3 protein-coding genes are annotated in these 10003 nt (G+C 47.7%); 1 reads left to right on the forward strand and 2 read right to left on the reverse strand.

Annotated features, from left to right (window positions below; genetic code table 11):
* Nucleotide 1: 1 nt before the first annotated feature.
* On the reverse strand, nt 2-532 hold the full coding sequence (locus QUB14_RS19975; protein ID WP_333214485.1) for a hypothetical protein: 531 nt from the start codon (nt 530-532) through the stop codon (nt 2-4).
* A 257-nt stretch (nt 533-789) separates the two neighbouring features.
* Nucleotides 790-2721, reverse strand: a complete 1932-nt coding sequence (locus QUB14_RS19980; RefSeq protein ID WP_333214483.1) for an ATP-binding protein — start codon at nt 2719-2721, stop codon at nt 790-792.
* Nucleotides 2722-3746: 1025 nt separating this feature from the next.
* Between QUB14_RS19980 and QUB14_RS19985 the strand changes: the two genes are divergently transcribed.
* Nucleotides 3747-9899, forward strand: a complete 6153-nt coding sequence (locus QUB14_RS19985) for a PAS domain S-box protein (RefSeq protein ID WP_445251882.1) — start codon at nt 3747-3749, stop codon at nt 9897-9899.
* Nucleotides 9900-10003: the final 104 nt, after the last annotated feature.

A 10003-nucleotide genomic window follows, 5' to 3' on the forward strand; every position in this document is an offset into this window, starting at 1 on the left:
ATTAACCGCGCTGATTCAAAAAGCGGCCTGCCATCGACATGGCGTCAGTAATATCTACGTCGCCGTCTCCATCTGCATCTAAAAATGTATTCAAAACAGGATTGCTGCCTTGGGCTGGATTTTGGGCGTTGCTGCCGGTTTTTAGCAAATTCAGCACCAGCGGCACCAAAACAGGTATCATCGCCTGCACTGTGGCGTTATTCAAACCGGTTCTGTGGGCGATATCGTTCACTATCTGCGTCAGTTGGCCGACTCCGAACAAACTCTGTACCGCTTGGGGATTGGGATTTGTGCCGCTAAATTGGTTGACAAGTTGTTGAGCTTGTGCGTCTCCTGACTGCGATCGCACGTTTTGCAATGCCGATCGCACGTATCCGCCCAAAACCGACATTGCTAGCTGAGTCGTGCCCGTATTGACGCCCTGGTTGCTGCTCAACTGCTCTACCGCACCGAGAATGTTGCCCAACTGATTGGGGTTTGCTTGTTGGTTGGGATTGTCGATCGCGCTCAAAATTTGGTCAAATAGTCCCATAATTTTCGCTCCGTACAGTGATTGCTCAACTTTAAATTATAGCAAATCCTGTTTTTCAAGATTATGGAAAATAGTTTTTATTTTGGTATTATCACTCACCCAGTGGGGTAGCGACAGCCAGTCAGTAACCAATCTCATACAATTTTAGATTTTACATTTTAGATTTTACATTTTAGATGTGGAATGAATTATGAAATTAGAGTGGGGAGCTTGCTTGCAGTTGCCTTTTTTTTAACAATAATAAAAACGGATGATTTTTAAGTTTTTACAGTTCCTCTTTTTTCGGTCTTGGTTGACACTTTCTCGTTGGCTATGGAATTTGATTCCCTAGCAATTGGAGGTTGTAAGAGCGCATTTGGCATTGAATCCTCATACTTAATCGGCAGGGCGATCGAAAATTCCGTCCCCGTTCCCACCTCCGACCAAAAGTTAATCGTCCCCCCGTGTTTCTTGACGATAATTTCGCGACCAATTGCCAATCCCAAACCAGTACCTACACCTCTCGGTTTAGTAGTAAAGAATGTTTCAAACATTTTTTCTTGACTCTCGGGCGCTATTCCCATACCGTTATCAGAAATTCGCACTAGCACGGAGTCGTCGTCCAAGTATTCTGTAGCAATCACAATTCTCGGCGAAAAACTCGGTGCTCCTTGTTTGCTTGAGTCCGAAGCCGATTGTTTTTTCGCCTCCTCCGAGCTAGTTTTCTCAATTTTTGCTTTCTCTTCCACAGCATCTAGTGCATTGTTCAGAAGATTCACAAATACCTGGTAAAGCAAACCCATATAGCCTTCTACACTCGGAATATTCCCGTAATTGCATACCACTTCAATGCCCTGTTTGATGCGGCTGTTGAGAATCAGCAAACTGCTGTCTATGCAGGCGTGCAAATCGACGGGATGAGGGGCTGCCTCATCGAGGCGAGAAAAATCTTTCAAACTTAAGATAATAGCTTTGGCTCTTTCAGCGCCTACTTGCATCGAGTCAAATATTTTGATCAAATCTTCTTTGAGAAAATCGATGTCTATTTCTTCGCCTTTCGCCAGCACTGCGGCAGGCGGGTTGGCAATTTGTGTTTCGTAAGTCTTGAGCAAATCTAAAATATCTTCAACATAATTTCGGGCTGGGTCGATATTGGCATAGATAAAATTGATTGGGTTGTTAACTTCGTGAGCAACACCGGCTAACATCCGCCCCAAAGTTGCCATTTTTTCATTTTGAAGTATCTGGGTTTGTTGTTCAGATTTCAATTCTTGTAGCAACTGATTTACTTTCTGAATCAGTTGATTCAGCGAAGCTGCTAATACTCCCACTTCATCGGTGCTGGTAACTGGTACTTGCAACTGAAAATTAGATTCTTCAGTCACTCGCTGAGCAATTTTAGTTACAGCGGCGAGGGGTTTGGCGATCGCCCGACTGGTGAAGCGCGCCAGCACTGCTGCAACGACGATCGACAGTGCCATGCTACCCAAAATTATTTGCACCCGCAGCGCCTGGGCTCGCAGCAGATCCTCCCGCCCTGCATCTTCTTGCTCTTGGGCGCGATCGATAATTGCTGCTATATCATTGACAGCCGTATCTAGTTGCAACCCTGTTTTATTTCGAGCGAAATTCGACAGCAACTTACGTTTTACGCTTTGTTGAGCGGGGTTATTGGGCAACTGACTAATTTTTTTATTAACTATTTCTAGTTTAGAAATATAATTAGACAGTAGCGAATCGCAAGTATTTCTAAATTTACCTATCCCTTTTATTTGTTTCAGGTATTTAGGTTCCTTAACTTCAGATAGTAACTCTTTTAAGCTGTAAATATTCTTTTGTAGCTGTTGGTATTTGCTGTCAAATATTTGGGGCTGGTCGATGCCGTAAATCAGCCACTCTTGGCTGTTTTGCGTCCGCACTAAAGCCACCTGCAACTTATGTAAAAGCTGAGTTTCTCGATCGAGGTGTACTTGATTGTTAGTCCTGCGATAGTAATGAGTGCCCACCAACATCCCGATAGTCGTTCCCCCAATCGCAACACAAAGAGCCAGTGCGTACCCACGCCAGATTTTGTCATGAATACTGAGGTTGCCCAAGGAACGGGCTATGTGAGCGAAATAATTGGGCTTTGGTGGCTGGGTCTCTTTGATGTTATGCTCGCAAGAGGTAGAGAGTTCTTGTGAAGGCTGATTCAGATGTTTGAGCTGCATAGATGCTAACCTGTGAATAATTCACGCACTGACAATTCAGTCTAACTTAACTCGCGGCTGAGTTGAGAGTACCGCATCGATAGTTAATTTGATAATTTTTGTAAATTAGGACGCTCTTACCTGGCGTAAGAAACCCGGTTTCTCGTTTCTACTTTCGGAGCTTCCAGCAGGCACTGGTGTTAAAAAACCGGGTTTCTGTTAATATAGCGCCCATATATTGAGTTGCCTCAGTAGAAACATTCTCTGTATTCACTTGTTTTTTTAACAGAGTTCGTTTTTTTTACCCCGACTTACTTAAACTCTATTTGATTGGTGACATCGTTTCAGATAATCGGTTGTCTTCCCTTTATTTGATTTTCCTACTTGATCGACAATAATTATAAAAAATTATTATGCGGGTAGTTCTTGTAGAATAAGGTTTAATCTAGCTCTCTCAAGCCTTCTAATTTTCAAGTAATTCGCTTAGAAAATCCCAGATTTTTTGTTGATTGCTTAATCCCACTACACGAGATCTTGCTGGTAGTGTTTTACGCTTCATATCAGAAAAATCCCACATGAAAGTAATTAAACGCCTCACAATTTCTCACTTCGGGGAATAGTGTTCTGTATGCTCTGTATAATTCACCGTAATCGTCAATCGTCAACAAATTTTATCTTTACGCCGAGTTCTCCGAGCTTCAACATAGTCGTAAACGGTTTACGGCACTTTCTTTTTTTATTATTTCAGGAAAGTAATGAAAGAGCGTTACTTTGTGTTTTTATTATCTCATGAAATTGATAAGAGAGCGTTACTTTCTGTTTTTATTATCTCATGAAATTCATAAGATATCGTTACCTTAGAGTCGCCGAATTTCCCTAACTCATTTGATGCAGGAGCCAACAGTAAGTAAATATAATATTTAGAGAATGTCGTGCAGCTAAGTAACTCTTCTCGTTACTATGGCTGACGCCAAGCTACGCTATCAGCTCATGTGTTTAAGGCGAAGTGTTTAAAAAAATAATCAGCAATAAAACCCTATAAACTCATGTTCATGCGTACTACGGCTCTCACTCCAATAGAACTTAGGACTGCGATCGTCCGGGAGCCCTTGGTGGTTTCGCCCGATACGACGGTGATGGATGCGATCGCCCAAATGAGCGGCGTGCGATCGCTCTGTAACACCCCTAGAACGGCCGATGGTCAACTCGACGACCTCCACCTAGAGGCGCGATCGAGCTGCGTGTTGGTAGTGGAAAACGAGCAATTGGTCGGCGTACTGACCGAGCGAGACGTGGTGCGGCTGAGTGCCCAACAGCGTTCCTTGGAGAATTTGGTGCTCCGGGAGGTGATGGCACACCCCGTCGTCACCCTCCGCGAGTCCGCCTTCACCGATTTATTTTTTGCGATTAATCTGCTCCAACAGCACCACATTCGCCATTTACCCATCCTGGACGAGCACGATCGCCTAGTGGGCCTAGTGACTCACGAAAGTCTGCGCCAAACCTCTCGACCGATCGACCTGCTGCGGTTGCGTATGGTAGCAGAAGTGATGACCCGCGAAGTGATTTGTGCTGCGCCAGATTCTTCCCTACTGGCGATCGCCCAACTTATGGCAGAGCATCGCATCAGTTCCGTGATGATTGTACACCCAGGCGGAAGCTCTACTGAACAGCTACAAATTCCAGTGGGGATTCTCACCGAGCGGGATATTGTGCAATTTCAGACATTGGGCTTGAACCTGGAAACCTGTCTAGCTCAGGCGGTAATGAGTACACCGATTTTTAAGGTCAAGCCAGAGGAGTCGCTCTGGACTGTGCAGCAGATCCTGGAGCAGCGATCGATCCGTCGGTTGGCGGTGACAGGGGAGCTAGGAGAACTATTAGGCATCGTCACCCAGACCAGTTTGCTGCAAGCCCTCAACCCGCTGGAGCTATACAAGCTGGTCCAGAAGTGGGAAGAGAAGGTGGTGCGCCTAGAGGCGGAAAAGGTGGCGCTGCTGGCAAATCGCAACCTTGAGCTCGAGCAGCAGGTGGCAGCTCGGACAGCCGCCCTCAAAGCAAAGGCCGATCGAGAGCAACTTCTCAATACCATTGCCGACCAGATCCGCTCGTCCCTGAATTTGTCAGATATTCTGCAGACTACGCTACAGGAAATTCACTCGCTTCTGGGGTGCGATCGCGTCATCATTTACCAGTTTCGACCTGACTTTAGGGGCACCGTGATTGCGGAAGCGATTACCGACACTGGGCGATCGGTGCTCCATAGGGAAGCCCGCGATCCTTGCATGAGCCAAGAATGGCTTGAACCGTATCGCCAGGGCAGAATTCGCGTCATCAACGACATCTACGGCGCAGAAATGACCCAGTGCCATCAGGAACTGTTAGTGGGGTTTGATATTCGCGCCAAGCTGATGGTGCCGATCGTGATTGAGCAACAACTGCGCGGATTAATGATCGCCAGTTATCGATCCACTGCACACTCTTGGACGACTGACGAGATCGAACTCCTGCGACAAGTTTCTCTACAGGTGGCGATCGCCCTTGGGCAAGCCGCGATCCAGCAAAAATTGCAGAATGAACTGGTAAAGCGACAGCGGATCGAAGCCACCCTGATCGAGAGCGAAGCACGCTACGCCGCCCTTGCCGCTGCCGCTCCGGTGGGGATTTTTCGCACCGATGCGGAGGGGCTATGCACCTATGTCAACGATCGCTACTTTCAGATCAGCGGACTCACACCAGAAGCCACTATCGCACAGGGATGGCAACAAGGAGTGCACCCCGACGATCGCGATTGGGTCATTGCCCAATGGGAGCAATTCATCCAAGGTAACGACTCTTTTGAACTCGAATATCGCTTTCAACGTCCCGACGGTACGGTAACGTGGGTTTATGGGCAAGGCGTCGCCGAACTCGATGCCAATGGACATCGGAGCGGCTATATAGGCACCATTACCGACATTAGCGATCGCAAACGAACAGAAGCCTTCCTGCAAGAGAGCGAAGAACGCTACGTCAGCCTAGTGGAAGCCGTACCAGTGGGGATTTTCCGCGCCGATGCTGTGGGCAAGTGCATCTATGTTAACGATTGGTGGTGTCTCATCAGCGGACTCACCCCAAAAACCGCTTTCGGGGATGGATGGCAACAAGGGCTACACCCCGACGATCGCGATTGGGTCATCGCCGAATGGGAGCAATCTATCCAAGAAAAGGGCCCTTTCCAACTCGAATATCGCTTTCAACATCCCGACGGTGCTGTGGTTTGGGTATATGGGCAGTCCGTTGCCGAACTGGATGCCGACGGGCAAGTAGTCGGGTATGTAGGAACTACTACAGACATTAGCGATCGCAAACAAGCCGAACAACAACTCCAGGAACTCAACCAACAGCTAGAAGCAAAAGTCGCAGAACGCACCCAAGAGCTTTGGCAAGTCAACAGCCTGCAACGCGCCATCCTCGATGGTGCTGATTACTCCATCATCTCCACAGACCCAACTGGCATCATCCAGACCTTTAATGCTGGAGCCGAAAGGATGCTCGGTTACAGTGCTCAAGAAATCATCGGCAAAGCCACCCCCCTACTCATCCACGATGCAAATGAGGTAATTAACCGGGCAGCATCACTCTCTGCCGAACTAGGGCAAAATATTCCTCCGACCTTTGAGGTTTTTGCTGCCCAAGCACGCCAAGGCTTGGTCAGCGAAGAAGAGTGGAGCTATATCCGCAAAGATGGCTCTCGATTTCCTGTGTCGCTATCCATCAGCTCCCTCAAGGATGTCAATCAGCAAATTATCGGCTTTTTAGGCATCGCCAAAGATATTAGCGATCGCAAACGTGCAGAAGCAGAACTAAAGAAAGTATCGGATCGCCTCGCTTTGTCTCTCAAATCAGGGGCGATCGGCTGTTGGGAATGGGACATTGTACACAACAGCATCCTTTGGGACGATCGGATGTACGAACTGTTTGGCCTCACGAGACAATCTGATTCCTATATGGTCTACGACTTTTGGATGAGCAGGCTACATCCCGATGACCTCCCCTCCACCGAAACATTGCTCCAGCAAGCCATTTTAGGACAGGCAGAATACGATACCGAGTTTCGAGTGCTGCATCCCGATGGCAGCATCCACTTTTTTAAAGCCTCTGGAGTGGTGGTGCCAGATGCCCAAGGCAATCCCCAGAGCATGATCGGGATCAACTTTGATATTACCGAGCGCAAACAAGCTGAACTCGAACGGCAGCAGTTAATTCAAGAAATATCCGCTTTCAAACTCGCCCTCGATCGTTCCGCGAGTGTCGCCATCACCGATGATAAAGGGGTGATCTCCTACGTCAACGATCGCTTCTGTGTTGTCTCTGGCTACTCCCGCGATGAACTCATCGGCCAAACCCATCGCATTGTCAAATCTGGCTATCATCCCCCTGCTTTTTTCCAAGACTTGTGGCGCACCATTACCAGCGGTCAGATTTGGCGCGGTGAAGTTTGCAATCGAACGAAGAACGGTAGCCTGTACTGGGTTTCCAGCACCATCGTCCCCTTTCTGGACGAAGGTGGGCGGCCTTTTCAGTATCTAGCCATTCGCTTCGAGATTACCGCCCGCAAGTTAGCCGAAGCCACACTCCAGCAGGAAAATACCTTCCGTCAACAAATTTTAGAAAACATGGCAGAAGGGCTGTGCGTTTTCCATGAAGTCGAGGAGTTTCCCTTTGTCCGCTTCACAGTCTGGAATCAGCAAATGCAAGCGATTACGGGCTACAGCTTAGAAGAAATCAACCACTTAGGTTGGTATCAAAGTGTTTACCCGGATTCTGAGGGTCAAGAACAGGCGATCGCCAACTTTACACAGATGCAACAAGGGGAACACCTGATCGGGCAAGAAAGGGAAATCCAGCATCAAAATGGGCAGAAACGCACTATCGCCATTTCTGCCTCAATCCTATCGAGCAACAACGGACTGATTTATATACTGGCCTTGATCCAAGACATTACCGATCGCAAACAGATTGAGGCTCAATTAGCAGAGAGTGAAGGTAAATTCCGGCGGCTAGTAGAAGGAGGTAAAGATGTGATTTGGTCATCTGACAAAGATGGCATTATCACTTATCTCTCACCGCAATTCAAGAATGTTTTTGGCGGGGAAGATAGTGAATGGATTGGTAAGCCGTTTATAGATCTGGTGCATCCAGACGATCTCCTATTCGTGCATAGTGATTATGAGCAGAATATCAACTTTTATGAAAAATCAAGTCATTCTGAGTTCCGACATCACGACAACAATGGTAATTATATTTGGGTGAGAACCAGCTTCACAGCTATTAAAAATGCTGAAGGAGTAGTGATTAATATCCAGGGAGTTTTATCGGATATCACCGATCGCAAACAAGCCGAACTGAGATTGGAACAACAGGCAAAACAGGAACGCTTGCTGGGAGCGATTACTCAAAGGATGCGGTCATCTCTGAACCTGAACGAGATTCTCAATGTCACTGTTAAAGAAATCCATCAGGTTTTGCAATCAGATCGAGTGCTAGTCTATCGTGTGCTTCCGGGAGGGACGGGGGTTGCCATTGCTGAATTTGTTTTGCCAAAATGGCCTAAGATCCTGGATATCGTCTTTCCTGAAGAAGTTTTCCCAGAAGAGAACTACGATCGCTATATCCAAGGAAGAGTTTTTGCCCTCAGCGATCGCGAAGATCAAAACCAGTCAGTCTTACCCTGCTTGCTTGAATTCCTCGCATCCATCCAGGTCAGAGCTGAACTTGTAGTTCCAATTATTCTGAATCAAACCCTGTGGGGATTACTGATCGCCCATCACTGCGATCGTCCGCGCCAGTGGGATGATTGGGAAATTAATTTATTTAAACAAACGGCTAACCAATTAGCGATCGCAATTCAGCAGTCTAATCTTTTTGAGCAATTACAGACAGAATTAGCCGAACGTCAATGGGCAGAAGCCCGACTGACCGAAACGAACGCCCAACTCGCCATCTCTAACGAAGAACTCGCCCGTGCTACCCGCCTCAAAGACGAATTCCTCGCCAACATGAGCCACGAACTCCGCACTCCTCTCAATGCCATTCTGGGCATGAGCGAGGGGCTACAAGATCAAGTCTTTGGCATCGTCAACGAACAACAAATCAAAGCTTTACAAACCATCGAGCGCAGTGGCTCTCATTTGCTAGAATTAATCAACGACATTTTGGATGTCGCCAAAATTGAATCGGGTCAAATGGCTCTGGATTGCACCCCTGTTTCTGTCAATCATCTCTGTCAATCCAGTCTGGCATTTATCAAACAACAAGCCATGCAAAAACGTATTCAGCTTAGCGTTGAACTGCCACTCAATCTGCCAGACTTATTGATAGATGAACGGCGCATCCGCCAAGTATTAATTAACCTGCTCAACAACGCCGTCAAATTCACCCCAGACGGAGGACGCATCACCCTAGAAGTCAGCCGTCAACAGCGCCCCGCCGACCCAGATTCTGCCGATTCCCCACCCGATTTTTGGGTCAAAGAGACCCTGCGAATTGCTGTCATCGATACGGGCATCGGTATTGCCCCAGAAGATATCAACAAACTGTTTCAGCCCTTTATCCAAATCGATAGCGCCCTGAACCGCCAATATCAGGGGACAGGCTTGGGGCTTGCCCTGGTGAAACGCATTGTCGAACTCCACGGCGGGCAAGTGTTGCTCACCAGCGAGGTGGGTGTAGGAAGTTGCTTCACGATCGACCTTCACGGAACTGATTGTGCGCCATCCTCTGTTGACCTGGAATCCCAAACAGAGCCCCGCATCGAACCCAGCGAGCCCGAACAGGGAGGCTCTGCCTTAATCTTGCTGGCAGAAGACAACGAAGCCAATATTAGTACGGTGTCGAGCTACCTCAGAGCTAAAGGCTATCGCATTCTCTTGGCTAAGAATGGAGAGGAGGCGCTCGCCCTGGCCAAGTCGGAAAACCCCAATCTAATTCTGATGGACATTCAAATGCCGGGTATGGATGGTCTACAAGCTATGCAGCAGATTCGCCTCGATCCTAGCTTAGTTGATGTGCCGATCGTTGCCCTAACTGCCTTAGCCATGACTGCCGATCGCGATCGTTGCCTTGCCGCCGGAGCTAATGATTATCTCACCAAACCCGTTAAGCTGAAGCAGTTAGCAGCCACCATTCAACACCTTTTAAATTCCCAGATAAGATAATTTATGAATGTACCATCTGTTTTGGTCATTGACCGAAGAACGAGACGCAAGCCCCTGGCTTTAGACACGGGGATAAGTCGGCAGCGGTTTCAACCGCCTTCAAT

Origin of the sequence: Microcoleus sp. B3-D2 (assembly GCF_036705345.1) — a bacterium.
Classification (GTDB): Bacteria; Cyanobacteriota; Cyanobacteriia; order Cyanobacteriales; family Microcoleaceae; genus Microcoleus.